The 26,128-nt window shown below is 66.2% G+C and carries 27 protein-coding genes; 7 read left to right on the top strand and 20 right to left on the bottom strand.

Annotated features, from left to right (window positions below; translation table 11 throughout):
* Nucleotides 1–140 precede the first annotated feature (140 nt).
* On the bottom strand, nucleotides 141–1,097 hold the full coding sequence (locus R8G01_16565) for a TauD/TfdA family dioxygenase (GenBank protein ID MDW3215615.1): 957 nt from the start codon (nucleotides 1,095–1,097) through the stop codon (nucleotides 141–143).
* A gap of 215 nt (nucleotides 1,098–1,312) precedes the next feature.
* Between R8G01_16565 and R8G01_16560 the strand changes: the two genes are divergently transcribed.
* The 3 genes from R8G01_16560 to R8G01_16550 all read left to right on the top strand — a co-directional run bounded on the left by R8G01_16560 (nucleotide 1,313) and on the right by R8G01_16550 (nucleotide 3,924).
* Complete coding sequence (locus R8G01_16560; GenBank protein MDW3215614.1) at nucleotides 1,313–2,167, top strand: LLM class F420-dependent oxidoreductase; 855 nt, start codon at nucleotides 1,313–1,315, stop codon at nucleotides 2,165–2,167.
* Nucleotides 2,168–2,363: 196 nt separating this feature from the next.
* Nucleotides 2,364–3,110, top strand: a complete 747-nt coding sequence (locus R8G01_16555; GenBank protein MDW3215613.1) for a GntR family transcriptional regulator — start codon at nucleotides 2,364–2,366, stop codon at nucleotides 3,108–3,110.
* 109 nt (nucleotides 3,111–3,219) lie between these two features.
* Nucleotides 3,220–3,924, top strand: coding sequence for a class II aldolase/adducin family protein (locus R8G01_16550; GenBank protein ID MDW3215612.1), 705 nt, complete (start codon nucleotides 3,220–3,222; stop codon nucleotides 3,922–3,924).
* Between the two features lie 79 nt (nucleotides 3,925–4,003).
* Here the strand turns inward: R8G01_16550 and R8G01_16545 are convergent, their stop codons facing one another.
* The 5 genes from R8G01_16545 to R8G01_16525 are packed head-to-tail and all read right to left on the bottom strand — an operon-like array spanning nucleotide 4,004 to nucleotide 7,947.
* Nucleotides 4,004–4,462, bottom strand: coding sequence for a dehydratase (locus tag R8G01_16545; GenBank protein ID MDW3215611.1), 459 nt, complete (start codon nucleotides 4,460–4,462; stop codon nucleotides 4,004–4,006).
* Between the two features lie 8 nt (nucleotides 4,463–4,470).
* Nucleotides 4,471–5,535, bottom strand: a complete 1,065-nt coding sequence (locus R8G01_16540) for a nitronate monooxygenase family protein (GenBank protein MDW3215610.1) — start codon at nucleotides 5,533–5,535, stop codon at nucleotides 4,471–4,473.
* Complete coding sequence (locus R8G01_16535) at nucleotides 5,535–6,287, bottom strand: CoA-transferase (protein MDW3215609.1); 753 nt, start codon at nucleotides 6,285–6,287, stop codon at nucleotides 5,535–5,537. Before R8G01_16535 ends, R8G01_16540 begins: the two co-directional genes overlap by 1 nt.
* Nucleotides 6,284–7,174, bottom strand: a complete 891-nt coding sequence (locus tag R8G01_16530) for a CoA-transferase (protein ID MDW3215608.1) — start codon at nucleotides 7,172–7,174, stop codon at nucleotides 6,284–6,286. The genes R8G01_16535 and R8G01_16530 overlap by 4 nt, the downstream gene beginning before the upstream one ends.
* Nucleotides 7,171–7,947 (bottom strand): enoyl-CoA hydratase family protein, encoded by a 777-nt coding sequence (locus tag R8G01_16525; GenBank protein MDW3215607.1) that lies wholly within the window; start codon nucleotides 7,945–7,947, stop codon nucleotides 7,171–7,173. Before R8G01_16525 ends, R8G01_16530 begins: the two co-directional genes overlap by 4 nt.
* Nucleotides 7,948–8,009: 62 nt before the next feature.
* On the opposite strand from R8G01_16525, the gene R8G01_16520 reads away from it, so the two are divergent.
* The 3 genes from R8G01_16520 to R8G01_16510 are packed head-to-tail and all read left to right on the top strand — an operon-like array spanning nucleotide 8,010 to nucleotide 10,586.
* Complete coding sequence (locus R8G01_16520; GenBank protein MDW3215606.1) at nucleotides 8,010–8,780, top strand: SDR family oxidoreductase; 771 nt, start codon at nucleotides 8,010–8,012, stop codon at nucleotides 8,778–8,780.
* On the top strand, nucleotides 8,777–9,595 hold the full coding sequence (locus tag R8G01_16515; protein MDW3215605.1) for a phytanoyl-CoA dioxygenase family protein: 819 nt from the start codon (nucleotides 8,777–8,779) through the stop codon (nucleotides 9,593–9,595). Before R8G01_16520 ends, R8G01_16515 begins: the two co-directional genes overlap by 4 nt.
* A gap of 58 nt (nucleotides 9,596–9,653) precedes the next feature.
* The gene (locus tag R8G01_16510; GenBank protein MDW3215604.1) at nucleotides 9,654–10,586 is read left to right on the top strand and encodes an alpha/beta hydrolase; all 933 of its coding nucleotides are present in this window, start codon (nucleotides 9,654–9,656) and stop codon (nucleotides 10,584–10,586) included.
* Nucleotides 10,587–10,610: 24 nt separating this feature from the next.
* Here the strand turns inward: R8G01_16510 and R8G01_16505 are convergent, their stop codons facing one another.
* From R8G01_16505 to R8G01_16450, 12 genes are all read right to left on the bottom strand, one after another.
* Entirely contained in the window at nucleotides 10,611–12,281 is a 1,671-nt protein-coding gene (locus R8G01_16505; GenBank protein MDW3215603.1) for an NAD(P)/FAD-dependent oxidoreductase, read from the bottom strand.
* Nucleotides 12,278–13,006, bottom strand: a complete 729-nt coding sequence (locus R8G01_16500; protein MDW3215602.1) for an ABC transporter ATP-binding protein — start codon at nucleotides 13,004–13,006, stop codon at nucleotides 12,278–12,280. The genes R8G01_16505 and R8G01_16500 overlap by 4 nt, the downstream gene beginning before the upstream one ends.
* A 3-nt stretch (nucleotides 13,007–13,009) precedes the next feature.
* Nucleotides 13,010–13,756 carry an ABC transporter ATP-binding protein gene (locus R8G01_16495; GenBank protein ID MDW3215601.1) on the bottom strand — a complete coding sequence of 249 codons (747 nt, stop codon included), beginning with the start codon at nucleotides 13,754–13,756 and terminating at the stop codon, nucleotides 13,010–13,012.
* Nucleotides 13,740–14,831: a branched-chain amino acid ABC transporter permease gene (locus R8G01_16490; GenBank protein MDW3215600.1), complete on the bottom strand. Its 1,092-nt coding sequence runs from the start codon at nucleotides 14,829–14,831 to the stop codon at nucleotides 13,740–13,742. Before R8G01_16490 ends, R8G01_16495 begins: the two co-directional genes overlap by 17 nt.
* Nucleotides 14,818–15,693, bottom strand: coding sequence for a branched-chain amino acid ABC transporter permease (locus R8G01_16485; GenBank protein ID MDW3215599.1), 876 nt, complete (start codon nucleotides 15,691–15,693; stop codon nucleotides 14,818–14,820). The genes R8G01_16490 and R8G01_16485 overlap by 14 nt, the downstream gene beginning before the upstream one ends.
* A 78-nt stretch (nucleotides 15,694–15,771) precedes the next feature.
* Nucleotides 15,772–17,103: an ABC transporter substrate-binding protein gene (locus R8G01_16480; protein MDW3215598.1), complete on the bottom strand. Its 1,332-nt coding sequence runs from the start codon at nucleotides 17,101–17,103 to the stop codon at nucleotides 15,772–15,774.
* Between the two features lie 119 nt (nucleotides 17,104–17,222).
* Complete coding sequence (locus tag R8G01_16475) at nucleotides 17,223–18,398, bottom strand: LLM class flavin-dependent oxidoreductase (protein ID MDW3215597.1); 1,176 nt, start codon at nucleotides 18,396–18,398, stop codon at nucleotides 17,223–17,225.
* A gap of 8 nt (nucleotides 18,399–18,406) precedes the next feature.
* Nucleotides 18,407–18,562: a hypothetical protein gene (locus tag R8G01_16470; GenBank protein ID MDW3215596.1), complete on the bottom strand. Its 156-nt coding sequence runs from the start codon at nucleotides 18,560–18,562 to the stop codon at nucleotides 18,407–18,409.
* On the bottom strand, nucleotides 18,559–19,296 hold the full coding sequence (locus tag R8G01_16465; protein MDW3215595.1) for an SDR family NAD(P)-dependent oxidoreductase: 738 nt from the start codon (nucleotides 19,294–19,296) through the stop codon (nucleotides 18,559–18,561). Before R8G01_16465 ends, R8G01_16470 begins: the two co-directional genes overlap by 4 nt.
* Nucleotides 19,286–20,131 (bottom strand): NAD(P)-binding domain-containing protein, encoded by an 846-nt coding sequence (locus tag R8G01_16460; protein MDW3215594.1) that lies wholly within the window; start codon nucleotides 20,129–20,131, stop codon nucleotides 19,286–19,288. The genes R8G01_16465 and R8G01_16460 overlap by 11 nt, the downstream gene beginning before the upstream one ends.
* The gene (locus tag R8G01_16455; GenBank protein ID MDW3215593.1) at nucleotides 20,128–21,321 is read right to left on the bottom strand and encodes an LLM class flavin-dependent oxidoreductase; all 1,194 of its coding nucleotides are present in this window, start codon (nucleotides 21,319–21,321) and stop codon (nucleotides 20,128–20,130) included. The genes R8G01_16460 and R8G01_16455 overlap by 4 nt, the downstream gene beginning before the upstream one ends.
* A 35-nt stretch (nucleotides 21,322–21,356) precedes the next feature.
* Complete coding sequence (locus R8G01_16450) at nucleotides 21,357–22,160, bottom strand: alpha/beta hydrolase (GenBank protein MDW3215592.1); 804 nt, start codon at nucleotides 22,158–22,160, stop codon at nucleotides 21,357–21,359.
* Nucleotides 22,161–22,461: 301 nt separating this feature from the next.
* Here R8G01_16450 and R8G01_16445 point away from each other — a divergent pair, with 301 nt between their 5' ends.
* Complete coding sequence (locus R8G01_16445) at nucleotides 22,462–24,084, top strand: class I adenylate-forming enzyme family protein (GenBank protein MDW3215591.1); 1,623 nt, start codon at nucleotides 22,462–22,464, stop codon at nucleotides 24,082–24,084.
* Between the two features lie 5 nt (nucleotides 24,085–24,089).
* Here the strand turns inward: R8G01_16445 and R8G01_16440 are convergent, their stop codons facing one another.
* On the bottom strand, nucleotides 24,090–24,851 hold the full coding sequence (locus tag R8G01_16440) for an SDR family oxidoreductase (protein MDW3215590.1): 762 nt from the start codon (nucleotides 24,849–24,851) through the stop codon (nucleotides 24,090–24,092).
* A 23-nt stretch (nucleotides 24,852–24,874) separates the two neighbouring features.
* The gene (locus tag R8G01_16435; protein ID MDW3215589.1) at nucleotides 24,875–26,074 is read right to left on the bottom strand and encodes an acyl-CoA dehydrogenase family protein; all 1,200 of its coding nucleotides are present in this window, start codon (nucleotides 26,072–26,074) and stop codon (nucleotides 24,875–24,877) included.
* Nucleotides 26,075–26,128 lie beyond the last annotated feature (54 nt).

Here is a 26,128-nt window from a genome sequence, read left to right as displayed (position 1 = left end):
CGTCGTCGGATGGCCGAGTCGTGGCGAGCGCAACGCGCGGATGGGCCGAACGATCGTCGATCGGATGGTCTGCTCCGGGGGGAACGGCTCGGTACGACGACGACGTCGACGCGACCCTGCTCAGAGGCCAGTGCCAGAAGCTAGCGAGCTGTGACCGGGACCCGAACGAGGTGGCTGTGCTGGTCGCTTCTGACGATCCCGGAGGCCGCCTCCGGCTCGATCACGCCGCCGGTCGCGCGGACCATCCTCCGCTGGTGGGGCGCAAAGTCCTGCGGGGCGAGGTGGATCATCGACAGTTCGTCCCAGATGACGAGGTCGTTCGGTGTCCAGTGGTGTCGATACACATACTCGCTGGACGTCGCATGCCGGAACAGGAACGTCAGGAGCTCACGGCTCTCCGCCTGCGCGAGGCCGACGATCTCGGTGGTGTAGACGGGGTTGACGAACAGAGATCGGCGTCCGGTCTCCGGGTGCCGCACGACCACGGGATGGCGCCAGGGTTGATAGCGCTCGACGAACCGCTCCTCAGCGTCAGCGCCGTACAGATGGAACTTGAAAGCGCTGATGAAATATGGCGGGTACCAGTGGAGCGCCTCACAACTGCCGAGCCAGTCGCGAAGCATCGGAGAGAGGTCGTCATGGGCCGCGGCCATGCTGGCGAAGCAGGTGTCCCCACCGACCGGCGGCGTGACCTCCGCTCGCAGCGTCGCCACGGCGTTGATGTCGCGTGCGAACGTGCTGTCGCTGTGCCAACCCTCGAACTCGGGAAACCGGGCGACCGGCGCGACGTGGTCGGACGAGTCGACGGCCGAGCCGTCGACGTATTGCGGGTCGATGACGGTGATGCAGTCGTTCCCGCCGAGAAAACTCCGTACGGGTTGGGGGGCCGGCTCGGCGAAGATCCCAGTGAAGTCGAGTTGCTCGTCTCGCGTGAGCACCTGGCCAGGAAACACCAACACGCCACGCTCCCAGAGCAAGTCACGAAGAATGTCGCGCGTGTCGTCGCTCACCCCATCGCGCAAGTCGATACCCGTCACCCGGGAACCGAACCGGCTGTTGACGCTCTCGATTTCGAGGGGCCCGGATTGGTCGCTCATGGAATCCTCTCACTCGCTCACTGATTCGCGCCGCAGCGGCACTCCTCGCTCGCCGGTGACATTATCATTGCAATAATACATCTAGAACCGGAGTCGATCGTGAGACCATCCACCGTGCGGTCGTCGAGGCGGGCTCGGCACAACTCCACACGTCTGCGAGTCGGCACCGATTCCGGGGTCTCCGAGAACATCCGGGAACGACCGAAGGAGGATCCGTGCGTCTCGGCGTCAATTGCTTCTTGACCGATCGTTCGATCGGCATCGCCGAGATGGCTCGGGCGGCCGAGTCGAGAGGCTTCACCGAACTGTGGCTACCCGAGCACACGCACATTCCCACCGGACGAGAGACGGCCTGGCCGATGGAGCCGGAGGCCGAGCTGCCCGAGCAGTACCGACGATCGCACGACCCGTTCGTCGCCCTCGCAGCTGCTGCTGCTGCGACGACCACGCTCGACATCGGTACCGGCGTGTGCCTGATCACACAGCATGACCCCATCACCCTTGCCAAGACGGTCTCCACCCTGGACCACGTCTCGAACGGCCGACTGATCCTCGGCGTCGGCTTCGGTTGGAACGTCGACGAGATGCGTCATCACGGCGTCGATCCCGACAGACGACGAGCGATCGGTCGCGAGAAGACGCTCGCGATGAAGGAGTTGTGGACCAACGAGGTCGCTTCGTTCAGCGGCCAACACGTCGAGTTCGGGCCGAGTTGGCAGTGGCCCAAGCCGGTCCAGCGTCCTCATCCGCCGATCTGGATCGGCGGCGGTAAGGCGACCATCCCACACGTCGTCGAGTGGGCCGACGGGTGGATGCCGGTCGAAGGAGCAGTTCCGGTGTCGAAGCTCGTCCGCACACTGCGCTCGATGGCGGACGACGCCGGTCGCGATCCGGAGACCCTTTCGGTCTATGTGGTCGGCGTCGGACGGAATCCGGCGAGGATCGAGGCGTATCACGAGGCCGGCATCATCGGGGTCTCGATGGATGTGCGAGCGGACACGGGTCGTGACGCCGTGCTCCGCGAACTCGACGAGAACATGGAGTTCGGCGAGCGATACGTCCTCGATTGAACCGTCGGGCAGGTTCGAGCGAACCGGACGGGGAGCCTCCGACAGCGAGGTGCACATCACGGCCAGACCGAGCACGCTCTGGCTAGGCTGCTGCGGCGGGCTGCGACACCGACGGCGGCTCCACGAGGCAAAATGGCGATGCGACAGATTGATGGGTAGCGACGGTGAGGCACTTCGAGCGCCTCGACTCGCCGAGATGGCGGCCGATCGATTGCGGGCGCGGATACTGACCGGCGAGTTGGGGGACGGCGACGCGCTGCCGTCCCAGGATCGGCTCCTGCAGGAATTCGGCGTGTCCAAGCCCACGATTCGTGAAGCGCTCAGGATCCTCGAGACCGAAGGTCTCGTCTCGGTCCGCCGGGGCGCGACAGGTGGAGCGATCGTCCACCGACCCAAGACGGGCAACACGGCCTACAGCATCGGACTCGTGCTCGAATCTCGGTCGATCACGGTCGATGATGTCGGCCAGGCACTCCGACGCCTCGAGGCCGACTGTGCGGCATTGTGTGCTCAACGGCCGGATCGGGCTGACGTGCTGGTCCCGAGTCTGCGCGAATGCAACGAGCAGGCTCGACGCCAGATCGACGACCCGCTGCCGTACACCCACACGATGGCCGTGTTCCACGAGCGCATGATCGGCGGATGCGGGAACGCGACGTTGTCGACGGTCGCCGGTGCGGTCGAGTCGCTGTGGCTCGCCCACGTCAGGACCTGGGCGGAGCGGGTGAACGACATGGGTCGCTTCCCGAGTCGCCAGTATCGGCTGGACGGGGTGGCGGCGCACGACACGCTCACCGATCTGATCGAGGCGGGAGACGTCGCCGGGGCGGCCACGATGGCGATGGGCCACTTCGAGCCCGAACAGTTCTACGTCGAAGAGAACGACCCGCATCGCCTGGTGGTGGCCGCGCCGCTGCGACATCTGCCGAGCCCTCCGACCTGAGCGCTCGAGCGCTGATCACCCGATTGCGCGCCGGACGCCTCCTGGCCGATAATGGGTCGATGATCACAATGATAAATCTGATGGCTGGCACGGCGAACGCAGGCAGGACATGAACACGTCCGACGTTCGGTGGCACATCGCAGCCTCGCGCCGCCTGCTCCATCGTCACGGCTGCGACAGCGGGATCGCCGGACACGTCAGTCGTCGCGCGGACGACGGTGACAGCTTCTGGGTGACACCGTTCGAGTACTTCGTCGAGACCGTTCCCGGTTCGGTGATTCGGCTCGGTCCCGACCTCCGGACGCTCGACGGTGACGGCGAGGCGTCTCCGGCCGTGCAGTTCCACGCGGCCATCTACGCCGCACGACCCGATGTCGGAGCGGTGATCCATACACATTCCCCGAATGCGATCGTGTTGTCGACGCTCGGCGTCGAGCTCGGCATGTACCACGCCGGGGCCACGATCTTCGCCGGACGCCAGGCACTCTTCCGGGACGATGGCGTCCTGCCTCCGGCGCACGGACCGGCGATGGTCGAAGCCCTCGGGGACGCTCACGTCCTGATCATGCAGAACCACGGTGTACTCATCGTTTCCGACACGCTCGAGAACGCGACGGTCGAGGCCATCACGTTCGAGCAACAGGCCGGCATCCACCTCGCCTGCGTCGCAGCCGGAGGCGCACCGATGCAACCGAGCGAAGTCGCACAGAACCAGGCGGATTACGACCGCTACTACCGATCGATGACCTGGAACGCGATGCTGCGTCGGCTGCCGAACACCGACGCGGATCTCTTCGTTCCGGACCCGCGGTGACGACGCGCTGCGCCGACGGGTGAACCATGCGCCCCATCGGGCGTGGCTGAAGCACGGGGCCCTGCCGAGGGCGCCGGACTCACGACAACCAGCGTGAACGCGACCTGACCGAGCACACCGGTTCCGCTGCCCCCTCGACCTCGATGACGATCCCGACCACGGTGTCGACGCCGTTTCCATCCGGCAGCTCGGTCGCATCGAGCATCTCGGCAGCCGCCCTGACCGTGCTCCCGACGGGCGCGGCGGAAACGAACCGCACCTCATCGGTTCCGGTGTTGATTCCCGCCGTGAACCCGCGGACCTCGAGGATCTCCGGGAGGAACAGGTTCGACAGCGACAGCAACAGATGGTCCTGGATCATCGGTCGCCCACGCGACCCGGTTCGGACGTGCTCACCAGCGGCGTCCGCTCCGCGGTGGTCGCCCGTCGCCTCCGCGAACAACCGGACACGATCCTCGCCGATCGAGAGCCAAGAACTGTGTCCGAGATGTTGCCCGACGGCCGCGATGACCTCGTCACGGCCGTCGAGCACGGTCACCGCACTCCTCAACCCGACCACCCGGAGAGCAGGTCGTCGGCCTCGCTCATGATCCGGTCGATCAGGTCATCGACGGTCGGCAGGTCGTCCACGACGCCGACGACCTGGCCACTCGCCATGACGCCCGCGTCGACACGACCATCGACGAGCGCCGACTTGAGCAACATCGGTGTGTTGGCAGCCATCACGACCTGCAGCCACGACAGATCGTTGCTGGCCTTCATCGCCCGCCCCTCCGAGAGCATGTCACGCATCGACATTCCGGTGAGCGAACGAAACCGGATCGCGTTGCGAAGTGCCATGGGCACGCTGAGCAGCCGACCACCCGTCGACTCGAGTTGCTCCACGAGCGGTGTCCGCAACACCCGATGAGGAACACCGTCGACCTGCTTCGTCACGACCGTATCGAGCACGCCGCTGTTCAGGTACTGCGACTTGACCTGCTCGGGAACGGCCGAATCGCTGGTCAGCAAGAAGCGCGTTCCCATCGCAATCGCGTCCGCACCGAACGCGAGCGCGGCGACGAGGCCGCGACCGTCGAAGAAACCCCCGGCCGCGATGACCGGAACTCGACCGGCGACGGCGTCGACGACCTGCGGCAGCAGAATGGTCGTCGGGACCGAGCCCGTGTGTCCGCCACCTTCGCCACCTTGGACCAGGACGGCGTCGACCCCCCATTCGAGCACCTTCTCGGCGTGCCGACGCGCGCCGATCGACGGAATCACGATCAAGCCGTTCGCCTGCAGCCGCTCGATCAGATCGCGTCGAGGAGCCTGGGCGAAGCTCGCCACACGAACTCCCCGCCCGATCATCACGTCGATCCGGTCCTCGACGTCGGGTGAGTCGGCACGCAGGTTGACCCCGAACGGACGATCGGTCGCCGAGACGACCTCATCGATCGCTCGCGTCATTTCGTCGAGCGTCATCGTGGCACTGGCAAGAATGCCGAGGCCTCCGGCCCGAGCGGTGGCCGTGACGAGACGCGGACCCGCCACCCAACCCATGCCGGTCTGGACGATCGGGACCTCGACACCGACCAGTTCACAGAAGTTGGTGTTCAGCGCTCGGTGCATCACCCACCGGCTTCGCGGTGTCGCAGGCCCCGAGGGTCGAGGCGCTGCAGCGCTTCGAGTTCGACGTCGGTGGGCGCACGGGTCGTGGGGACGTCAGAGCCGATCTCGAGCTCGAAGTCGGTGTTCGTCGTGACATCGTCCACGCTCACTCCGGGATGAACGCTCAGCAGGCGCATCCGGCCACCTTCACCGCCGAAATCGAGTGTGGCGAGGTTCGTGACGACGCGCACCAGTCGATGGTGAGCGGCGACCCATCCACCGAGCTGTGCCGCCCGATCGGTGCCGAGGCCACTCACCATGTCGACGGTTGGCGTGAACACCCGCGTCGTGTGGTTGGGTATCCAGAAACTGGTCGCGTGGTTGACCGTGTTCCCAGGTCCTCCACGGACCCCGAGCAACTGGACCTTCGGCCGGTCCCACGAACCGATGTTCGCGATGTTCGTGTTCCCGTGCACGTCGATCTGGGTAGCGCCCATCATCACGTGCCGGCGTCCACCCCACACCGTGTCGAAGACAGAACGGAACGGGATCCAGCCCTCGATCACCTTGTCGGTGCCTCCGACCTCGAGATCGTTCGCGACATAGAACGCTTCGCCGTCGGAAACGAGCAGGTCGGGCTCGAAGGTGGCGCGGGCGAGGCGGGCACCGAGCATCGGGATCGTTCCCATCCCCGACGCGAATATTTCGCCGTCGCCCCGGAACGCCTCGGCGCACGCGACGACCACGACGTCGGCAAGTGTTGGTTCGCTCATCGGTTCGTCTCCTCCTGCTGTTCGGCGTGCCATGCGTCGACCGCCCGCAGGTAATCGTCCTCGCTGCCGCCCAGGAACCGCTCGGTGAACGTCTCCCATTGTGCAGCGTCGCGGGCAGCCGTCACGTACGCCCGTTGAAAGGCCTCGTCGCGGCCGTAGTCGGGCTCGCATGTGGTGAAGTGCGCACCTCGCGGTGCCTCGATGACCCCATCCACCATCGAGCGATTGATCCGCAGCGTGTGGAACGAGCCCTCGTCGAGGAGCGACTCGGTCGGGATCACACGTTCACAGCTCACGAACCGATGCCCGGGTTCGCATGCGGTGAGGAACAGGTCGTCGAAATACAGGTCCGGCCCCAGGTACTGGGCGTTGCCTCGAGCGTCGGCACGGTTCAGATGGACGCAGGCAGCGTCGAGACGAAGTCCCGGAACCGCCACCAGGTCCTCGCCGTCCTCATAGGGCGACGTCACGAGTCGGAGCGATGGGTTGACCTCCATCACGCCGCTGCCCAGACCGGCGCGGGTCGGCAGGAACGGCAGACGCAGCGAGCCGGCGTAGAGCGCCCACTGCAGCATGCCTTCGTCGTACTCGACGAGTTCCGGGATCGTCCCGGCCTGACGAGCGGCCCGGAAGTGCGGTTCCAACGGCACCGAGTCGAGCGAGACGAAGCCGTAGACGAGTCGCCGAACCTTGCCCGCCGCACAGAGCAGCCCGACATCCGGACCACCGTAGGAGACGATCGTGAGGTCCGTGAGGGACGACCGCAACAACGCTCGCACGAAACTCATCGGCTTCCGTCGGCTCCCCCACCCGCCGATCCCGATCGTCATACCGTCGGACAGCGAGGCAACCGCCTCGTCGCTGGACAGTCGCTTGTCGCTGGTCATTTCGTGCCTCCGTGCTCGTTGCGTTCCGCTTTGTCGGTCCGGGCGAAGTCGTCACGCAACTCATCGCTGACGCCCGAGAGATTCAGTTCGAACGTGAAGCCCTGCTCATACCGGTAGCTGCGCTTGACGTCCCACAGGTCGATGCCGTTGAGGCTCTCCTTCGCTGCCCGGATGACGGTCGGCGACTTCTCGGCGATGAGCCCGGCGACTCCACGAGCCGTCTCGAGCAGCCGATCCGCGGGGACCACGTCGAGCACGCTGCCCCACGCCTGCAATTCGGCCGCTGTCGCGGTCGCCGACGTGTACACCATCGCCCTCATCTTGTGTTGGGGAACGAGGCGCGACAGGTGGGTCGCGGCGCCCAGCGCTCCACGATCGACCTCCGGCAACCCGAAGTAGGCGTCGTCGCTCGCCACGATCACGTCGCTGTTGCCGACCAGTCCGATCCCGCCGCCGACGCAGAAGCCGTGCACGGCCGAGATGACCGGTACCGGACAGTCGTACACCGCAGCGAAGGCTTCGTAGCAGCCGCGGTTCGCCCCGATCAACGCATCGAACCCGTCGGTGTTCTGCATCTCCTTGATGTCGACGCCGGCATTGAACCCGCGCCCTTCGGCACGCAGGACCACCGCCCTGGTCGACGGCTCCTCGCCGCACTGTCGGACGACCCGAGCGAGTTCGAACCATTCGGCGACCGTCAAGGCGTTGACCGGCGGGCAGTCCATGACCACCTCGGCGACCCCCGTGCGATCTGTGTACGTCTCGATGCCCATGGCAGCACCTTAGTCTGATCTGACGTTGCGTCAGAAAGTGACGGGGAGCTACCTTCGTCGGCGTGGCCATCACGATCGACCTCAGCGGACGGACGGTGGTGGTCACCGGCGGAACCAGAGGTATCGGACGTGGTATCGCCGAACGGTTCGCCCAGGCGGGCGCCGCTATCGCTGTCTGCGCTCGCACCCCGGTCGAACTCCCGGACGATTGGTCGTTCCACGTCGCCGACCTCCGAGACGCGGAACAGGCCGCCGCCGCGATCGAGTCGGTCGTCGCGGCCCACGGCCGTCTCGACATCGTCGTCAACAACGCAGGCGGGTCACCGCCGGCCGACACGGCGACCGTGTCACCTCGGTTCACCGAGCGGATCGTCTCGCTCAACTTGCTCGCCGCGATGCACTGCAGCCAGGCGGCACACCGGCATCTGCTCGGAGACGACACGCAGCGCGACGGTGGCGGGTCGATCGTCAACATCTCGAGTGTCGCTGCGAACCGACCCGGCCCGACCGTCGCTGCGTACGCGGCGGCGAAGGCCGGCCTGGCCAACTTCACCAGAACGATCGGTCAGGAGTGGGCGCCGGCGATCCGGTCGAACTGCGTGACCGTCGGAATGGTCAGGACCGACGACTCCGACGCTCACTACGGTGACGCGGGTGCCACTGACCGAATCGCAGCGACGATCCCCATGAGCCGCTTCGCCACACCCCTCGACATCGCTGATGCCTGTGTCTTCCTCAGTTCGCCGCTCGCGAGTTACATCTCGGGTTCCGAACTCGTGGTCCACGGCGGCGGCGATCGACCGCCGTTCCTCGACGCGGCGGGCGGCCGATGACCACCTCCGACCACATCCGGCCGGCCGATGCCGTCGAACGAATCCGCACCGACGGCTTCGTCGTCCTCGACGGCGTCGTCCCGAGCGTCCTGGTCGAGCAACTCGTCGACACCATTGACCGGACGCTGGATCGGCTCGACACGCCGTTCGGCACGAATGACTTCATCGGACGCCGCACACGACGGATCTACAACCTGCTCAGTCGAGATCCGGCGTTCGCGTCGGTACCGACGTTCGACCAGGCGCTCGGCGTGGCCGAGGCCGTGCTCGGACCCGACCTTCTGCTGTCATCCCTCACGGCGATCGAGATCCACCCCGGTGAGACCGCCCAACCTCTGCATGCAGATGACGCATCGATTCCGGTGCCTCGACCCCACGACCCGCTCGCCCTCGTTGCCATCTGGGCGCTCACGGACTTCACCGAGGAGAACGGGGGGACGCTCGTCGTGCCGCGCTCGCACGACGCGGACCGACGCCCCACACGGGCCGACGCACCGTCCGCCGTCCCGACCGAGATGCCGGCGGGGAGCATCTTGATCTACAACGGTTCGCTCTGGCATGGCGGTGGTGCCAACGACTCACAGCATCGTCGAATGGGAATCGTCTGCAACTACTGCGCCGGCTGGCTCCGACAGGAGGAGAACCAGCTCCTCGGGGTGGGCCGGGATCAAGTCGCCGAGTTTCCCGCACGGCTGCGCCGACTGGTCGGTTATGGCACGTTCCGTGGGCTACACGGCCACGTCGCCGGCGAGGACCCAGCGTCGTGGTTCGATCCGGCGGCAGGCAAGCCGATGGTCTGGGACCGGATCAAGTGACCGTGCCGAGCGTGGGGGCCGGAGTTGGCCCGGCGACCCTCTGTACTTGGATTGATCGATGAGCATGTCCATGGATCCTGACGTCGCAACCATCCTCGCCTCGTGGTCGCCCGTCGACTTCGTCCACCCGGCGGTCCAGCGCGAACGCGTCCGCGAGGCGCGCAGCGCGCTCCCACCATTCGTACCGCGGCACGGCGTCCGCATCGAGGACGCTGCTGTCCCTCGCCCCGACGGCGACCCGGTGCCGATCCGCGTTCACCGGCCCGCAGCTCCCGACAGCAGCCGTGGCACGCTCGTGTGGATCCACGGCGGCGCGTACTGCATCGGAGCGGCCGACCACGAGGATCTGATCTGCTCGGAACTCTCGGGCCGCACGGGTTCGACGGTCGTATCCGTCGACTACCGGCTGGCACCGGAGCATCCGTTTCCAGCGGGTTTCCACGACTGCGTCCACGTCGTCGAACAGGTCGCGGCGGGCGCGCTGACCGGCGTGCCATCCGACCGGGTGGCCGTGGGCGGTACGAGTGCTGGAGCAGGGCTCGCTGCCGCCGTGGCGCTCGACGCCCGAGACCGGGGCGGCCCCGACCTCGCGTTCCAACTCCTGCTGTACCCGTTCATCGACGACCGCCGCCAGGGCGCATCGTTCAGCACGGCGGCGGACGCGATCGTCTTCAATGCCGAAGATGCACGCATCGCGTGGGACCACTACCTCGGCACCGATCGCGACGAGGTCCCGGCGTACGCCGCCCCCACGCGGGCGACCGACGTGGCGAACCTCCCCGCGGCCTACGTGCTCGCGGCCGGACTCGATTGCCTCCGTGACGACGCCGTCGATCACGCGGTCCGGATGATGCGCGCCGGAGTCGACGTCGAGCTCCACGTGGTGCCGGACGTGCCACACGGATTCATGTCGTTGGCGCCCACGACGCCTGTCGCCGAGGCAACGATGAACGAGATCGTGCGGGCCCTGGATCGGGCACTCGAGGGGTGACGTACGCGGCGCCGCGCCGGGGCGTCAGCGAAACGACAGACCGTCGTAGCCGATGGACTCGACGCGCTCGACATAGCGGTTGAAGCCCCCCGCGTACGGGATGAACACGAACTCGTCGTCGTCGTCGTCGTTGATGTGCACCATGTAGTTCCGGACCCTGCGACGAAGCAGCCGATCGGAAACCGCCGCGACTTCGGCGACCCACGCTGCTTCGCCCTCGGCGGTCGGCTCGACCATCGACTTTCCCTCGGTCCGCAGGTGCTCGATCACCTGCGCCACCCAGTCGACGTGGAACTCGTTGCCGATGGTCATGTTGGCGAGCACCGACGGGCTCCCCGGTCCCGTCAACATGAAGAAGTTCGGAAAGCCTGCGGTCATCACGCCGAGGAACGTTCGTGGGCCGCGGTCCCAATGATCGGTCGGCGACGCGCCCTGATCGTTTCGGATCCCGGCACGATCGATCGCACCGGTGAACGCGTGGAACCCGAGCGCGAAGATGATCAGGTCCACCTCGTAGTGTCGACCGGACGTCTGGATGCCGGTCGCCGTGAGATGCTCGATCGCTTCGTCTCGGGCGTCCACGAGCGTCACGTTGTCGCGATTGAACGACTCGTAGTAGCCGATGTCGAGCACCAGTCGACGTGTGCCGATCGGGTGGTCCCAGGGGCAGAGCCGTTCAGCCGTCTCGGGATCGTCCACCGTGGAGCGAATCTTGTCGCGCACGAAGTCAGCGACGAGATCGTTGACGTCCGCGTCGAGGCCCTGATCACTGAAGACCCGCCCGAAGCCGTGCCCGCCGTCCCGCCAGAACTGCTCGAGCACTTCGATCCGCTCGTCAGCGGTGAACCTGGACGCCGGTTCGTCGCCGTAGACGATGTGCGTCGCACCGGCGTGTCCGTAGAGGTCCTGGCGTGCCTTGTCGAGGTCGGAGGCGATCTCCCTCCACGTCGCGGCGTCCATCGGGCCGTTGCGCGCCGGCACCGAATAGTTCGGTGTCCGTTGGAACACGTGGACGTGCCGGGCGTCCTCGGCGACCACGGGCACCGTTTGCACGCCGGACGATCCGGTGCCGATGACGGCGACCCGTTTCCCTGCCCAGTCGACCGGGTGGTCGGGCCAGTGCGAGGTCTGGACCCACTCACCCTCGAAGTCCTCGAGGCCCGAAAAATCCGGTGTGCGGGCCGCGGACAACATGCCCGTCGCCATGACCAGGAACTGCGCCGTGCACCGGTCGCCCCGGCTCGTCGTGATCACGTACCGGTGTTGGTCGGAGTTCCACTCGGCACCGGTCACCCAGGTGTCGAAGCGCATGTGTTGTCGGAGGTCGAACCGATCGGTGACGTGGTTCAGGTAGGCCAGCAACTCGGGCTGGGCGGCGTATCGTTCGCTCCACTCCCAGTCGCGGTAGAGGTCCTCGGAGAAGTAGTAGCAGTAGTCGAAGCTGTCGACGTCGACGCGCGCTCCGGGATAGCGGTTGTGATACCACACGCCGCCGACGCCACCGGCTCCCTCGATGCATCGGACCGACAACCCCTGTTCGCGAAACTTGTACGTCGCATAGATGCCGCCGATCCCGGCACCGACGACGACGACGTCGAAGTGCGGCGACTCGCCGGGCATCTCGGTGTCGTCCGCTGGACTCCCCGCAGCCACGCTGTCGCGCTGCGACCCGTCTTCACCGGACGACGGCGTCATCGGGACGGCGGGGCGTCCGTCGATTCGAGTGAGGTGCCCAAGTACGACTCGATCAAGGCTTCACGGTTGCTCATGCTCTCTGCGGTTCCCTCGAGCACGACCTTTCCTTTCACCAGCACGGACGCACGAGAGCACACCCGCATGGCGGCCGTCGAGTTCTGCTCCACGATCAGGATCGGGATGCGATCCGAGACGGTCTCGATCGTGGCCATGACATCGCGAACGATGATCGGCGCGAGGCCGAGCGACGGCTCGTCGAGCATGAGTAGTCGTGGGGCGGCCACCAGTCCGCGACCGATCGCGACCATCTGCTGCTCGCCGCCGGACAGCGCCCAACCGGTCCGCTTCCGCAACCCCTGAAGTGGCGGGAGGAGGTCATAGACGTCGTCGAGCGAGAACCCGTCGGTGCGACCGGCGCGCGCCGAGGTGCCGACCAACAGATTCTCGTGAACGGTCAGCGTCGGGAAGACTTTGCGGCCTTCCGGCACATGGATCAGCCCCAGGCGCGCCACCTTTTCTGCCGGGAGACCACTGAGTTCCGTGCCGTCGAAGACAACCTCGCCTTCGTACGGCACGAGCCCGGAGATCGCATCGAGCGTCGACGACTTGCCCGCCCCGTTGGGCCCGAGCAGGGCGACTGCGCCCCGAGCCCCGACCGTGAGATCGATACCGTCGACGGCGACGGTCGACCCGTATTCGACTCGGAGTGACCGGATTTCGAGCATCGTTCAGGCTCCCAGGTAGGCGTCGATGACAGCGGGGTCCTCGAACACGGCGTCAGGTCGTCCCTCGGCGAGGACCTCACCGAGTGAGAGCACCATCATCCGATCGCAGATCGAACGGAGAAAACCGATCTTGTGGTCGACCACCAGGATCGACAGGCCGTCATCGCGCAGCGACAGGATCAGTTTCGCGAGTTCGGCGGTCTCGAGCTGGTTGAGGCCCGCCGACGGTTCGTCCATGGCCAGGATCAGCGGCTTCGCGGCGATCGCTCGTGCGATCTCGAGGTAGCGATTCTGGCCGTATGCGAGCCCGGCCGCCGGCGACGTCGCGTGCTCGGCGAGACCGACCCGCTCGAGGGCCTCGTACGCCGCCTCGATCCGGGCGCGCTCGTGTCGCCACATCCCTGGCCGGTTGACCAATGCACCGACCATGCCCGTGAGCGACGTGTCGGGCGATGACACCATGACGTTCTCGATACACGACAGCTCGGTGAACGCCTGCGGGGTCTGGAACGTCCGAACGAAACCGGCCCGACGGACGCGCAGTGGGTTCCGTCGCGCGACCGGCTCGCCATCGATCTCGACGGTGCCGACGGCAGGCACGAGACCGCTCAGCGCATTGAGCAAGGTGCTCTTCCCCGACCCGTTCGGACCGACGATCCCGAGCACTTCGTTGCGCTTCAGCGACAGTCGAACGTCGTTGACGGCGACGACCGCCCCGAAGTTGACCGAGACGCTATGAGCCTCTAACACGCTTCACCACCCCACGAATCGCCTTGCCGCCGGTGCCCGTCACGCCTTCGGGCATGATCACGATCGTGGCGAGCAGCAGCACCGAGAACACCACGGTGGTGTACTCCTGGATCGGACGGAGCAGCTCGGGGAGCCAGGTCACGAAGAACGCTCCGGCGACAGCACCCCACATGCTCCCGAGGCCGCCGAGGAGGATCATCAGATACAGGTTGATCGACAGCCCGACGAGGAACGCCTCCGGTGTGATCGAACCGATCGAGTGCGCCGACAACGAACCGGCCAGACCGGCGAGCGCACAGCCGAATCCGAACAGGAAGATGACGACGCGGTGAACCGGCACGCCGTTCGCGTGGGCGACCATCGGGATCTCCTTCGTGGCGAGCCCGCTGCGGCGCACGGGCGAGCGTTCGACCCATGCCCCGATCACCAAGACGACGCAGGTCGTTGCCAGCACGAACCAGAAGACCTGCGAGGAGGACCGGAATTCGTAGCCGGCGATCGTCGGCTTGTCGAGGCCGAACAGGTTGCCGGCTCCCTTCCCCCCGGTGAAGACCGACCAGTTCCGGAAGAGAAGGACACAGACCTCGGCGAACGCGAGCGCACCGATCGCGAAGTACAGATGTTTCGCCTTTCGAAGCAGGAAGCCGAGGACGATGCCGACGATCAGCGTGACGCCGATCGCAGCGCCGAGTCCGGCGAGGAATCCGTTGCTTTCCGAGATGCGGGCGGAGGTGTAAGCGCCGATCCCCATGAACGCTCCCTGGGAGAAGGCGAACAACCCGCCGAGCGTGTAGGCGAAGTAGAGACCGATCGCTGCGATCGCGAAGATCAGCGAGTTGACCATGACCCCGAGCCGGTACGGGTCACCGCTCCACTTCATACCGAGCGCTGCGACCAGGAGGGCGAACCCGACGATGCTGAGGTAGTAGTGCCGTCGGTTGACCGGCGGTCCGTACGCCGGCAGGTGCCCGGCCGCGCCTTGGCGCAGGCGGTCGATGAACGAGCCCCGAGTGGCGTCGGGGGCCCCTTGTTCGGCCAACGGTTCGGCGGATGACGGCGTGCTAGAGGCGGACACTGGCCTCACCTCCGAAGAGCCCTTCCGGCCGAACCGCGATGACGATGAACATCAACAGGAACGGGAATGCCTCACGCATGTTCGGCAGGATGTACCCGCCGCCGAGCTGCTGCGCGAGGCCGAGTGCCACCGAGCCGATGACCACTCCCCACAGGCGGCCGAACCCACCCATGATCGCGGCGCCGAAGGCGAGCAGCATCGGGGTGAAACCCATCTGCGGGGTCAGCGCGGAGAACGGCGCGAGCAGCGCACCTGCCAACCCGGCGGTCGAACTCGCCACGGCGAACGTGATCAACGACAGACGGTTGACCGGGATGCCCTGGAGCCGCGCCGTGTCGCGATCGGCCGCGATCGCGCGAACCTGGCGCCCGAACTGGGTCCGGTTGAACATCAGCGCCAGGCTCAAGACGAGGACCATCGTGGTCCCGATGACGAACAACGAGTGCTGCGGGATGGCTGCGCCCATGAACTTGAAGGTGTCGAAGCCGAAAGGACTCGGCAGGTTGCGGGGTTCGGGCCCGTACCACAGGACCACGAGCCCGACGATGGCGAAACCTCCTGCCAGCGTCGACAGGAGCACGGTCTCGTGCGCCCGGTTCCGCAACGGCGCGTATGCAACCCGTTCGAGGATCAGACCGACGACACCCATCACGACGATGGTCATCGCGTACGTCGCCACGAGTGGCAGGCCGAACGAGTCGGTACCCCAGAATGCGACGTACCCACCCAGCCCGACCAGGCCGAACTGAGCGGCGTTGACCACACTGGTCGCCTTGTACAGCAAGAGGATGCCGACCGCGACGAGTGAATAGATCGAGCCGACGGTGAGCCCGCTGAAGAACAGTGCTACGAACTTCGACATGTGGTCCTTTCACGAACGGTGTGAACGCGCCGGGCGTCGACCCGGCGCGTTCGCACATACCTCAGGAGAACGGTTCGATCAGCCGCCCTGCACCCGTCCTTGGCCCTCGAGATCAGCAGCGGTGAACTGCTGCCGCTGCACGGGCACGCCGTCGACGAACGACATCACGACTGCCTCATGGCTGAGCTGGTTCCGCTCGTCGGCGGAGTACGAGGTTGCGCACATCGTCCCTTCGTCGAGGGTGATCTCGGCCATGGCGGCTGCGATCTCACCGTGGTCGAGCGAACCAGCCGTCTCGATCGCCTTCTTGGCGAAGAAGACCGCATCGTAGACCGACGGCGAGGAGTAGTCAGGCGCCTCGTCGAAGGTCTCCTCGTACCGCTGCGCCCACTCCTGCACGTACTCTCTGCTGTCGGTGCGCGGGTCACATGATTGAGCGCCGTACAGGTTCTTCTGGGCGTCGGCCGGCACCAACTCTCTCGAGTTGACGATCGAGGCCGACGGGCCTCCGATGTAGGGAATGTCGCCGAGCCCGTTCTGGATCGCTGTCCGGAGGCCGAGCGCCATCTGGTTCGGGTAGCTCCAGTCGACGATCGCGTCAGTCCCCTGCATCTCCAGGATGTCGGCGGTCACGTCGGTGACGTCGAACGGGTAGAGACGCTGATCGGTGGTCTCGATGCCGGCGGCGTCGAAGACTTCCTGGAACTGCGGCAATGCGTTCTGGCCGTAGTCGATGTTCAGGCCCATCAACCCGACCTTGTCGGGCGCGAGTTCGTTGACCGTGTACTGCGAAATCGCGTGGATGAGCTCGGGCATGGGCGTCATGATGCGGAACGTCCGCTCGCCACCCAAGGGCTCGTCGAGTGCGATGGGGGTCGAAACTCCGGCATTGAGGTAGACGATCCCGGCATCCTGGATGATCGGTGCCGCCGCGTTGTTCGTGATCGATGCCGGCATCCCGATGACGATGTCGGCGCCATCGGACACCGCAAGCTGCGCCGCGGACACAGCCGCCTGAGCGTCGAGCTTGTTGTCGTACTCCTTGAACTCGATCGGATAACCACCGATACCGCCGGCTGCGTTGATGTCGTCGACCGCCATCCGCACACCGTTGATGTACTGGGTCAGGATGTTCGAGCCGGTCATCGGCTCGATGGAAGCAATGATGACCGAACGTCCGAGGTCCAGCTCATCTCCTGCAGGTTCGTCGGCCGACGGTTCTTCGGCCGCGGGTTCTTCACCCGCAGTCTCTTCGCCGGTGTCTTCGGCTGCCGGTTCTTCGGCTGCCGGTTCCTCGGCTGCCGGTTCTTCGGCTGCCGGTTCTTCGGCGTCGTCGTCGTCGCCACCACATGCTGCAGTGACCAGCGTGAGCGCCGCCAGAGCAGCCACCACTCTCTTGGACGTGTTCACGGGTCGACCTGACCTGAAGTTCGTCATCTTTCCCCCTCTGAGAAGTCCACCGGTGCGTCCGGTGAAATCATTTGATCGATTAATATGTTAGCGAGTGCACAGCTTGCAGAGCAAGCGCATCAGGCAACACCCACGCCGGAACCTCTCGACGGTCCCGACGAACCGTCCCGGAAGTGCGGGATCACGTGGTACCCGATGTTGCGGATCGTCTCGAGGCAGACCTCCTGGGGCACGGTGCCCATCTGAATCAGGAACATGATCTCATCGGCGCCGGCATCGGCCAGGCGTTGCACCTGCTGGATGCAGTGGTCGACATCGCCGTAGGCCTGATCGGTGCGCACCAGGTGCAACCCCGCCTTCTGTTCGGCATCGCGCATCATCGTGGGATCCTCCATCTGCACGACCTCCGAACCGAACTGCAACTCGAGGTCTTCCCTCGTTCGCCGAATTTCGGCCTCGTTGTCACCGGAGTAGTCGGCCGGGTCCGGGGCCGGAGCGTCGCGCGCCCACTGGTTCAACGACTCCCTGAAGAACCGCTGGCCCCGGAACCCGATCTCACGCGCGAGATCGTCGTCGTCGAGCACGATCGCCGGGCACAGCGCCGAGAAATGGTCGACCGGGAAGGACCCGACCACGTCGGCCGGGTCCCGTTCCGCCACTGCGGCCCGGTACACCTTGTTCTTCTCCGCGATGTCGTCCGGGCCGGCGAATCCCAACGCCAGCGCTCCGACGCCGAGCTTGCCGGCGAGATTGAGGGTTGATTCCTTGGTGCAGGCCATGAAGAGCGGCGGATGCGGCGACTGCAGCGGCTTGGGAACGATCTCTCGCAGCGGCATCTCGATCAGATCGCTCTGGTACGAGAATTCCTTGTTGGTCCATATTCCCGGCAGCATGCGCAGCGAATCCTCGAGCTGCGGCTGCGTCTCCTCGGCTTCGATCCCGAACGTACCCGTCTCCCGCGGCGTCGCGCCCCGGCCCACCCCGACGTCGACACGACCTCCGGAGAGAATGTCCAAGGTTGCGGCGCGCTCGGCAACCCTGACCGGATGGTTGTACCGGAACGGCACGCACACGACGCCATGGCCGATACGGATCCTGGACGTCCGCGCCGCGACGAAACTCAAGAAGATCTCGGGTGCGCTCATGTGCGCGTACTGCACCAGCGCATGGTGCTCGACGGCCCAGATCCGATCGAAACCGAGTTCCTCCGCGAGCAACGCCTGTTCGAGGCACTCGTGGAGCACACGTCGTTCGCCCTCCGGATCAGCATCCATGAGCTGCGCTTCGAAGATCATCGAAAAGATCACTGCAATCGGCCTCCTGGGCTCGTCGTCGGGTTCATCGCGTCGGCGAATGCACCGGCCATGTCGTCGTTCGTTCGTGACACACAGTCGGACGTCGACTCGGGCACGGGGGTGGCATCGATGCACCCGGTCGCGGACAACACGGCGGAGTTCATGCGAGAACACCGCCGTCGATCACGATGTCGGCGCCCACGATGAACCGGGCTGCCGGCGACACGAGGAACGCGATCGTCTTGGCGATCTCGTCGGGTGAGGCGACCGCCGGCTCGACGAGTGGCCGCGCCCGGTCCGCCGGTCCGGTATCGGTCGGACGTTCGAGATGTGCGGCGAGCGGCGTGTCGATACCGCCTGGACAGACACAGTTGACGCGAACTCCGCGATGCCCGTACTCGACCGCCAACGACCGGCTCAGTGCCACGACGCCACCCTTCGATGCCGCGTAGGCCGCCATGTGACGCCATCCGCGCAAGCCGGCAACCGATGCGACGTTGACGACGCACCCGCGGCGATCGAGCAGCAGCGGGAGCAGCCGCTGGGTGACCAGGAACGTTCCGGTGAGGTTGACGTTCAAGATCCGCTGCCACTCGTCGAGCGAGACGTCCTCGGTGCGCGACATGGACGCGACGCCGGCAACGTTGATCAACGCGTCGACACCGGCCACCTGCTCGGTCAGCCATGTGGCGGCAGCGACGACGGAGGTCTCGTCGGCGACGTCGCACTGGACCGCGATCCCACTCTCGCCCAGTTCGTCCGCGGTCTTCGTCGCACGGTCACCGTCGACGTCGAGACAGAACACGCTGAACCCCGAGGCGCCGAGTTCGTGTGCGACGGAGCGGCCGAGCCCGGACCCGGCGCCGGTCACCACGGCTACCCGTGCGTCATCCCGCATGGGTGCTTCCATCGGGGCGGGTTCGGGCACGATCGGTGTCGGGTCCGGTCAGACGTTCTCGTGCTGTCGCCAGCGCTGCTGCGAGATCGGAGTCGGCACCGATCGTTATCGCGGGCGGGGCGCCGAACGACTCGGCGAAGAGCGCGACGTCCTTGTCGAGCAGATCATCGACGACCACCGCGAGGTGCTCCCCCATCCAGCTCGCGCCGGACGAGTGATTGAGTACTTGATCGAGGCGCTCGATGTCGATCCCGTTGCGCTCGCCGACCAACAGGACCTCTGCATGGGCCCGTGCGTGGTAGGCGGCCAGGACGTTGTTGTGCAACTTGGCGGCGTTGGGCTGGCCGTAGTGCTCGAAGTCGACGACATGGCCGGCGATGTGTCCGAGCAGGAACGCTCGGTCGTCGTCGGTGACCGGCCCCGCGATCATCATCGTCAACGAGCCGTCGATGGCGCCGGAACGGCCACCGGACAGCGGGGCTTCGACGACGCGCACGGCGCCTCGACCGGCGTCGGCGAGTTCCCGGGCGGCGACGACGTCGAGCGTCGTCATCACATAGGCGATGAGTTCGAGCCCGGATTCGTCGAGCTCCTGCAGCACGGCTCGCGCCTGCGCCGGCGTCCGCACCAGGATCATCACCCGATCACCCGGCGACGCGGTCGCCGGGTCCCATCGCTCGAACGTCGGGCAAGCTGTCGCTGCCTCGAAGACGCCACGGGCATCGGCCGACATGTCGACGCCGACCACGTCGGCACCGGTGCTTGCGAGACGCTCACCGATCGCTGCCCCCATGTTCCCGAGACCGATGACGAAACAGCGCGGTGAACCGGTCATCGTGCTGCAGCCGCACCCGCGAGGTCGGACGACGGGGTGAACTCCCGTCGGAGCCGTGGGAGTACTTCTTCGGCGAACAACCCCATGCTCCGGTTCACCATGTCGGTGGCCATCGTCCCGGCCTGCACCATCGCCAGGAAGTGGTCGAAACCGCCGACTGCTCCGTGGAAGCGGATCACCTGCTCGACGACCTGCTCGGGGGTACCGACGAAGAAGAGGCCGGCGTCGACCAGGTCCTCGACGGACGAATCGATCACATCGGCCAGCGGTGACCGTGGCGCTCGGCCGTGAGCGGCGTCGCGCAGCATCGAGGCCCGAGCGTGGACGTCGAGGTAGCCGGGTACGTTCATGAACTGATCGGCCACCTTGTTGTTCTGGAGGTACCACTGCAGGCGACGACCGCCATCGAGGGCTTCGCGCTCGGTCTCCCCGACGTACACGAGCCCGAGATACGCGAGCTTGTCAGGGCCGACGGTGGTCCCGATCTCCTCTGACCGCGAGCGGTACGCATCGAAGATCCGCTTGCAGCCCTTCATGCCATTGAGGATCGTCGCCAGGGTGTAGCCACGTTCTGCTGCCTCGATCGCGGTCGACGTGCTCTGCGTCGGGATCCAGACCGGCAGGCCGGACTGCTGGTACGGGCGCGGCCAGATGTTCACCTGGCGATGATGGAAGTACTTGCCTTCCCACGAAAAGGGCCCGTCGTGGGTCTCCCACGCCCGCACGATGAGATCCGCCGCTTCCCAGAAGCGTTCCTTCATGTCGACCGGGTTGGAGTTCTGCGCCGAGATTTCCATGGGCACGCCCCGGACCAGACCGGCCTCGAGTCGCCCACCCGAGATGACATCGATCATCGCCATCTCCTCTGCCACCCGAACGGGGTCCGACCGGTTGGCGATCGGATTGCCCAATGCCAGCAAGCGCGCCCGCTTGGTCTCCCGGGCGAGCACACCGAGCGAGATGGGAGCAGACGGCTCGACGCAGGTCGCCGTGCTGTGGTGCTCGTTCACCATGATGTCGAGCCCGAGTTCGTCGGCACGCCGATAGATGTCGTAGTACCGGTGGAAGAGCTCCCGCCCGGTCTCGGGGTCGTAGTGCCGACTCGGCAGCGTCACCCGCACGGAGTCGTACGTCTCGGCCGGCGGGGTGTACGGATAGGGCATTTCGGTGAAGACCCAGGTTCGGAACATCGAGCTATCTCCTAGCGTTCAGGGTGTCGGCGCGGTCAGCGGTGTTCGGCTTCGAGGAACTCGTTCACGACACGAGCGAGATCGGCCGGCGCTTCTTCCTCGATACGGTGACCGACGCCATCGAGCACGACGTGCTGTGAGGAACCGCCGACCAGTTCGGCCCAGCGATCCCCGAAGTTCGGTTCGAGGACGAAGCGATCCCGGTCCCCGGTCACGATCAGCACGGGTGCGGTCAGACGCGCCAGACGCCGTGCCAGCTTCGGATCGAACAGGTACGGCTGCCACGCGTGCCGGGCAACCGCCTCCCCAGCGTGAGCCAGCCGCAGAAACTGATCGTCGTCGAGATTCCGCAGATCCGGGATCCGCTCCGGGGCGCCGTAGAGCCGACTGCGCAGCTCATCGGCATCCGTGGCCCAGAGATCGACGTAGGAACGGTCTTGACGCCCCGTGGTCTTGACGCCGACCGGAGCGACGAGAGCGACGTGCGAGAACGAGTGAAGGTCCAGCACCGCTGCCTGTGCGACGACCCAGCCACCGAAGGAGAACCCGATCACCGGCACGCGATCGTCGAATTCGGCCGAGGCGTACTCGCTCACCAGGAGCGCCAGATCATCCACTCCCTCGACGTGGTCCGATCCCGGCGAGACCCCCCAACCCGGCAGATGGACGAGGTGGACGGTCCTGTGCTGGCCGAGCGCCTCGACCATCGGATCCGTGAAGAGTGTGCCGTCTTCGCCGTGCACGACGATGATCGGCTCACCCGCACCCGTCCGGTCGACGGTCATCGTCGACGTCGGCAGGTCGACGCTTCGACGGTCGGTGACCGCGCCGGCAGTCATCGTCGCGCTCCGCCGTGGGCGGTGTTCGCTCGACCAGGCCGGTTTCGAACGATCGCTGCACACCAGTTGTCGTCTCTCACTCCGTACCTCCGGTCATCGCTCACTCGCTCGGGCCGACCTTCCGGCCCGTTCCGAAAGAGAATAATGATCTAATCATTTACCCATGTCAAGAGCGGGCGGCCGTCACCGCGCGCTCGAGGCCGGAACGCACCGTACTCTCGCAGCTCCCACTGAAGTATCAATGATTGAGAGTGATACGGTCACAGCCGCAAGTACGTCGATCCCCACCCGGAGGTTGGTCATGAAGTTTCGAGACGTCGTCGATCCGCAGGTCGCCGCCGACTACCGCGAGCACGGTTGGTGGGGTGACGACTGTCTCGTCGACCACCTCCGCCGACATGTGGTCGAGCGGCCGGACGGCGTCGCCTACATCGCCGACGACGGAACGATGTCGTGGCGACAGGTCGACGACGCCTCCGACCGACTCGCTCGCGTGCTGTGCGCTGCGGGGAACGAGGCTGGTTCGCGAGTCGCGGTGATCCTCCCCGACAGCGCCACGGTTCACGTTGCGCTGCTGGCGCTCGAGAAGGCGGGCATCATCGCGGTGGGCATCGGCGCTCGAGCGGGAACCCGCGAGATCGACCATCTGCTCTCCACGACGGGCGCCCGGTCGCTCGTCATGGGTGACCGCCACCGGGATCTGTCGGCCGACGAACTCCTCGCAACACTCGACTGGGACGGCCAGGTCGTCCAGGTCCCGATGTTCGAGGCAGCGCCGGACGCGCCGATCGTCGTCGACGGCGAGGTGGCAGACCAAGCACCGGACGTCGACTTCGACGATCGCCGGGTGCGACCGGACGACCTGTTCATGATCAACTCGACGTCGGGGACCACCGGCTTGCCCAAGTGCGTGCTCCACACCCAGAACCGGTGGATGTACTTCCACCAGCTCGCCGTCAGGAACGGCGAGCTCGGCGACGACGAGGTCTTCATGGCTGCCGTGCCCGCCCCGTTCGGTTTCGGACTCTGGACGTCGCACTTCTCTCCGATCCTGCTCGGCGCCACGACCGTCGTCAGCCGACGGTTCAACTCGACCACGGCGATGGAAGCGATCGCCCGCCACGGAGTGACCGTGCTGTGCTGCGTCAGCACACAGTTCCTGATGATTCTGAACGACCCTGCACTCGGCACGCAGAACCTGTCGTCGCTGCGGGTGATGTTCACCGGAGGTGAGGCGGTCCCCACGGCGCGCGCCGAACAGTTCGAGAGCTCGACCGGCTGCTGCGTGCTCCAGTTCTACGGGTCCAACGAGACCGGCTTGCTCTCCGGCACGCGCACGACCGACCCGAGCTGGGTCCGATTCGAGACCGCCGGCCGGATCGAACCGGACATGCGCGTGGAACTCTACGACGAGTCCGGATCCGAGCGGGTCCAGCACGAGGGTCGCCCCGCCGGCAAGGGCCCCGCCACCTGCATCGGCTATCTGGACACCGAAGCCAACCAGCAACTCTTCACGTCCGACGGATGGATGTTGATGGGCGACCTGTGCACGATCGACGACGACGGCATCCTGCGGGTGACCGGGCGGACGTCCGACATCATCATCCGGGGCGGGAAGAACATCAGTGCGGGCCAGGTCGAAGACGAGGTCTGCAGTCATCCATCGGTGGCGTTGGCGGCAGCGGTTGCCACCCCCGATGAGATCTTCGGTGAACGTGTGCTCGTCTTCGTCGAACTCCACGCCGACGCCGAGTCGCTGTCGATCGACGACCTCCGCTCGTTCCTCCTCGAGCGGGGCACCTCGGTCGAACTGATCCCCGAGGCGCTCGAGGTCATGCCCGAGCTACCACGATCGAGTGGCGCCAAGATCGCCAAGGGCGAACTCACCGCGATCGTGAAGGCCAGGACCACTCCCCGGCAGTAGCGCCGTCATGGGTGCTGAGCGCTCACGCTGATGACTTCCCCGGTCAGGTACGAGCTGTAGTCCGACGCCAGGAAGACCATCACGTTGGAGATCTCCCAGGGGTGGGCGGCACGCTTGAGCGCCTCGCGAGCGGTCAGCTCCACCAGCAACTCGTCGCTCGTGACCTTCGACAGATTCTCGTGCATCGCGAGCGACGGGGCGACCGCGTTCACCCGGACCCCATGATCCGCGGCTTCGATGGAGGCGCAGCGCGTCAGCGCCATGACTCCCGCCTTGGCTGCCGCATAGTGCGCCTGCTCGGCTTGGGCCCGCCAGCCGAGCACCGACGCATTGTTGATGACGACCCCGGACTTCTGTTCGTACATGTGCGACAGCACGGCGCGGAGACAACGGAACGTGCCGGTCAGCGTGACGTCGAGGACGCCGAACCACTGATCGTCGGACATCTCGGTGATCAACGCGGAGCCGCCGAGCCCGGCGTTGTTCACCCAGACGTCGATCGACCCGAGCTGCTCCGACGCGGTCGACACGAGTTCTCGAACGCTGGTCTCGTCGGTGACGTCGCACGGAACCCCCACGACGCCGAGTTCGTCCGCCATCTCGGCGAGTCGGCGCTCGTGTCGATCCGAAATGATCACCCGTGCACCTTCTTCGACGAAGCGTCGCGCCGTCGCCGATCCGATCCCGCTACCTGCGGCCGCCGTGATGACGGCGGCCTTGTTCTCGAGCAGGCCGTGGCCGCTCACATACTGCGGAGCATCGCTCATCGTTTCCTCCATGGGTTGTCGGGTCACGCGGGTTCCTTGGGCAGGCCCAGCACCCGTTCGCCGATGATGTTCCGCTGGATCTCGTTGGAACCGCCGTAGATCGTGTCGGACCGGGAGAACAGGAACAGCTGCTGTGCGAGTTGGACGACATCCGAGACCCCGTCGTGGGCGACACCACGCGCGCCGAGCAGGTCGAGCATCAACTCCCCGAGGTCGCGATGCCAGTTGCCCCAGAAGAGCTTCGAGATGCTGGCCTCGGGTCCGGGCACACCGCTCGCCGACATGCTCCGACGCGCGTTGAGCTTCATCACCGTGAGGCCGATGCGGGCGGCCGCAAGGCGCTGCACGGTGACCGGGTCGGGCCGACGACCACCGGTCCGGGCCGCCTCCACCGTCGCTTGGAACTCGCGCTCGAAACCGATCTGCTGGGCCAGCGTCGAGATGCCGCGCTCGAAACCGAGCAGGCCCATCGCCACACTCCAACCCTCGCCCGGCTGACCGACGACGTTGCGGGCGTCGGTTCGAGCGTCGGTGAAGAACGTCTCGCAGAACTCGCCGTCGCCGGTCAGCTGACGAATGCGCCGGGTCTCGACTCCCGCCTGATCCATCGGCACCAGCAGCAGCGACAACCCGCGGTGTCGCACGGAGCCGGGTTCCGTGCGGACGAGCACGAAGCACCAATCGCTGAGGTGAGCGAGCGACGTCCATGTCTTCTGGCCGACGACGACCCACTCGTCGCCGTCCAACCGAGCGCGTGTTGCGACGTTCGCGAGATCACTGCCGGCGTTGGGCTCGCTGTATCCCTGACACCAGCGCTCGGTGCCGGCGAGGATCCCTGGTAGGAACCGTTCGCGCTGGGCGGCAGTTCCGTAGGCGATGAGGGTCGGTCCGAGCAGGTGCTCGCCCATGTGGTTGACGCGGCCCGGAGCCCCGACGCGGGCGTATTCCTCGGCCCAGGCGATCTGTTGATCGATCGTGGCCCCGCCTCCGCCGTGTTCGACCGGCCAACCCAGTCCGATGAGGCCGGCTTGCCCGAGCAGGCGCTCCCACTCGACGCGGCTGTCGAATCCGGTCGCTTCGTCACCGGGTCCTCCGCGACCCCGGAGCTCGGCGTACCGCCCGACCATGTTCGTCTCGAGCCAGGTGCGCGCGTCGTGACGAAACGTCGCGTCATCGGCGTGGAGACGCAACACGCACGACTGTCGTTCGATCTCATCCTGCATGTCTCCTCGAACATATCTGACAGCGCGTCAGATCTACGTACCGAGAGGCGTGCT

Source organism: Ilumatobacteraceae bacterium, from assembly GCA_033344875.1.
Taxonomy (GTDB): domain Bacteria; phylum Actinomycetota; class Acidimicrobiia; order Acidimicrobiales; family Ilumatobacteraceae; genus Ilumatobacter.
Note: the sequence above shows the minus strand (reverse complement) of the source record. Positions and strands in the feature narration are given on the sequence as shown.

What these genes read in the sequence shown, in the direction of transcription:
- R8G01_16505 (MDW3215603.1), bottom strand. Translation starts at nt 12,281, where the DNA reads ATGACGCCGTCGTCCGGTGAAGACGGGTCGCAGCGCGACAGCGTGGCT.
- R8G01_16475 (MDW3215597.1), bottom strand. Translation starts at nt 18,398, where the DNA reads ATGATCTTCGAAGCGCAGCTCATGGATGCTGATCCGGAGGGCGAACGA.
- R8G01_16465 (MDW3215595.1), bottom strand. Translation starts at nt 19,296, where the DNA reads ATGCGGGATGACGCACGGGTAGCCGTGGTGACCGGCGCCGGGTCCGGG.
- R8G01_16515 (MDW3215605.1), top strand. Translation starts at nt 8,777, where the DNA reads ATGACCACCTCCGACCACATCCGGCCGGCCGATGCCGTCGAACGAATC.
- R8G01_16565 (MDW3215615.1), bottom strand. Translation starts at nt 1,097, where the DNA reads ATGAGCGACCAATCCGGGCCCCTCGAAATCGAGAGCGTCAACAGCCGG.
- R8G01_16470 (MDW3215596.1), bottom strand. Translation starts at nt 18,562, where the DNA reads ATGAACTCCGCCGTGTTGTCCGCGACCGGGTGCATCGATGCCACCCCC.
- R8G01_16455 (MDW3215593.1), bottom strand. Translation starts at nt 21,321, where the DNA reads ATGTTCCGAACCTGGGTCTTCACCGAAATGCCCTATCCGTACACCCCG.
- R8G01_16525 (MDW3215607.1), bottom strand. Translation starts at nt 7,947, where the DNA reads ATGGGCATCGAGACGTACACAGATCGCACGGGGGTCGCCGAGGTGGTC.
- R8G01_16550 (MDW3215612.1), top strand. Translation starts at nt 3,220, where the DNA reads ATGAACACGTCCGACGTTCGGTGGCACATCGCAGCCTCGCGCCGCCTG.
- R8G01_16460 (MDW3215594.1), bottom strand. Translation starts at nt 20,131, where the DNA reads ATGACCGGTTCACCGCGCTGTTTCGTCATCGGTCTCGGGAACATGGGG.
- R8G01_16540 (MDW3215610.1), bottom strand. Translation starts at nt 5,535, where the DNA reads ATGCACCGAGCGCTGAACACCAACTTCTGTGAACTGGTCGGTGTCGAG.
- R8G01_16530 (MDW3215608.1), bottom strand. Translation starts at nt 7,174, where the DNA reads ATGACCAGCGACAAGCGACTGTCCAGCGACGAGGCGGTTGCCTCGCTG.
- R8G01_16445 (MDW3215591.1), top strand. Translation starts at nt 22,462, where the DNA reads ATGAAGTTTCGAGACGTCGTCGATCCGCAGGTCGCCGCCGACTACCGC.
- R8G01_16440 (MDW3215590.1), bottom strand. Translation starts at nt 24,851, where the DNA reads ATGAGCGATGCTCCGCAGTATGTGAGCGGCCACGGCCTGCTCGAGAAC.
- R8G01_16485 (MDW3215599.1), bottom strand. Translation starts at nt 15,693, where the DNA reads ATGTCGAAGTTCGTAGCACTGTTCTTCAGCGGGCTCACCGTCGGCTCG.
- R8G01_16535 (MDW3215609.1), bottom strand. Translation starts at nt 6,287, where the DNA reads ATGAGCGAACCAACACTTGCCGACGTCGTGGTCGTCGCGTGCGCCGAG.
- R8G01_16500 (MDW3215602.1), bottom strand. Translation starts at nt 13,006, where the DNA reads ATGCTCGAAATCCGGTCACTCCGAGTCGAATACGGGTCGACCGTCGCC.
- R8G01_16450 (MDW3215592.1), bottom strand. Translation starts at nt 22,160, where the DNA reads ATGACTGCCGGCGCGGTCACCGACCGTCGAAGCGTCGACCTGCCGACG.
- R8G01_16435 (MDW3215589.1), bottom strand. Translation starts at nt 26,074, where the DNA reads ATGCAGGATGAGATCGAACGACAGTCGTGCGTGTTGCGTCTCCACGCC.
- R8G01_16510 (MDW3215604.1), top strand. Translation starts at nt 9,654, where the DNA reads ATGAGCATGTCCATGGATCCTGACGTCGCAACCATCCTCGCCTCGTGG.
- R8G01_16555 (MDW3215613.1), top strand. Translation starts at nt 2,364, where the DNA reads ATGGCGGCCGATCGATTGCGGGCGCGGATACTGACCGGCGAGTTGGGG.